This window comes from Streptomyces sp. SM1 (assembly GCF_002910825.1).
Classification (GTDB): domain Bacteria; phylum Actinomycetota; class Actinomycetes; order Streptomycetales; family Streptomycetaceae; genus Streptomyces; species Streptomyces okerensis.
The window spans coordinates 1-2,034 of sequence record NZ_NEUB01000407.1; the positions used below are offsets into that span (position 1 = coordinate 1).

Annotated in this window: 2 protein-coding genes; both read left to right on the forward strand. The window is 74.0% G+C overall.

What is annotated here, in order from left to right; translation table 11 throughout:
• On the forward strand, positions 1-718 hold a 718-nt coding region (locus B9S61_RS10335; RefSeq protein WP_103541994.1), incomplete at its 5' end, for a phosphotransferase family protein.
• Positions 719-825: 107 nt separating this feature from the next.
• Positions 826-2,034 (forward strand): ROK family transcriptional regulator (locus tag B9S61_RS10340; protein WP_103541995.1); only part of this gene is annotated, 1,209 nt, incomplete at its 3' end.

Here is a 2,034-nt window from a genome sequence, read left to right on the forward strand (position 1 = left end):
CCCCGCGCCGTATCTGCTGATGACCGCCTGCCCGGGTTCGCCCTGGAGCGAGGCGCCGCCGGCCGAGGCGGAACGGGCGGAACTGCGCGGTGAGCTCGGCCGTCGGGTGGCCCGGCTGCACCGGGTGACGGGGCCCGGGTTCGGGTATCCGTCCGGTGCTCTCGGTCCGCTCGCCCCCGACTGGCGGACCGCGTTCACCGCGATGACCGACGCCGTGCTCGCCGACGCCCGTGACCACCGTGCCCGGCTGCCCCGCCCGGCCGACGAGGTGGCGGCGGTGATCCGCCGTGGCGCGGCGGCGCTCGACGAGGTCACCGTGCCGGCGCTGGTCCACTTCGATCTCTGGCCGGGCAACATCCTGGTGGAGCACCCGCGCGAGGGGAAGGCCCGGCTCGGCGGCCTCATCGACGGGGAGCGCATGTTCTGGGGCGACCCGCTCGCGGACTTCGTCTCGCTGGCGCTGCTCGGCGACATCCGGGAGGACGAGGCGTTCCTCACCGGCTACCGGGAGGCCGGGGGCCGCGCCGGGTTCGGTACGGCGGCCCGCGTCCGTCTCGCCCTCTACCGGGCCTACCTCTACCTGATCATGCTCACGGAGACCGTGCCGAGGGCGGTCGGCGAAGAACACGAGCGCCGGGTCCGGGACACCGTCGCCCCCGAACTGACGGCCGCGCTGGACGACATCGAGGAGCTCGGCCGGGACGTCGAGTCCACGTGAGTGCGCGGCATCGAGTTCACGGCATTGAATAAGGCGGCAGGAAAGTTCGCCCCGTCCCGCTCCTCAACGGTAGGTTGCAGGTCGGGCAGGGTTCCGGAGGGAGTCACATGGCGGGGCGGAGCGGGCGCACGGTGCGCGATCTCAGGCGGGCCAACCGCGCGGCCGTACTCCAGCGGCTGTACTTCGACGGCCCGCTCAGCCGCTTCGAACTCGGTCCCGCGACCGGGCTCAGTTCCGGATCCGTGAGCAACGTCGTCGCCGACCTGGCCGCCGACGGGCTGGTGGAGGAGGCCGGCAGCGTCGACTCCGACGGCGGCCGTCCGCGCACCCTGCTGCGGGTGGCGCCGGCCAGCGGCCACATGATCGGCGTCGACGTGGGCGAGACCCGGGTGCGCGTCGAACTGTTCGACCTGACCCTCACCGAACTCGCCCGCGCGCAGCGCCCGCTGGAGCAGCAGCGCTACGAGGTGGAGGTCATCGTCGACCACATCCGCTCCGGCATCGACGAGGTGCTCGCCACCGCCGGACTCGCCCCCGAGCGGCTCCTCGGCGTCGGTATAGGCGTTCCGGGCATCGTCGAGCGCACGCACGACCGGGGGGCCGTCGTGCACGGCCAGACCATCGGCTGGGACGCGATCCCCCTGGAGTCCCTGCTGCGCGGCGGCTCACCGCTGCCCGGCACCGTGCCGTACTTCATCGACAACGGCGCGAAGACCCTCGGCCAGGCCGAGATGTGGTTCGGGGCCGGCCGCGGCGCTCGCAACGCGCTCGTGGTGCTCTTCGGCTCCGGCGTCGGCGCCTGCCTGGTCACGCCCGAGGTCGAACACGGCCGGGCGGTGGAATGGGGGCATCTGACCGTACGGGTCCGGGGCCGCCGCTGCCGCTGCGGCGCGCTGGGCTGCCTGGAGGCGTACGCGGGCGCCGAGTCGCTGCTCGCCCGGTGGGCCGAGGAGGGCGGCGGCCCGGTACCCGGGGGACCGGACGAGGAGACGGCGCTCACGGCCATGCTCGCCGCCGCCTACCCCGCCGACGGCACCGCCCCCGATCCGGTCGCGCTCGCCGTCCTGGAGGAGACCGCCGAGTATCTGGGCGCGGGCCTCTCCGACCTGATCAACCTCTTCCAGCCGGAGCGCATCCTCATGGGGGGCTGGGCCGGCCTGCAGCTCGGCTCCCGCTTCCTGCCGGCCGTACGCAAGCACGCACGGTCGTACGCGCTGCGCCACCCGGCCGGGAAGGTGACGATCGAACTGGGCCGGCTGGGCCCCGACGCGGTCACCGTGGGCGCCGCGATCCTGCCGCTCGCCGACTTCTTCACC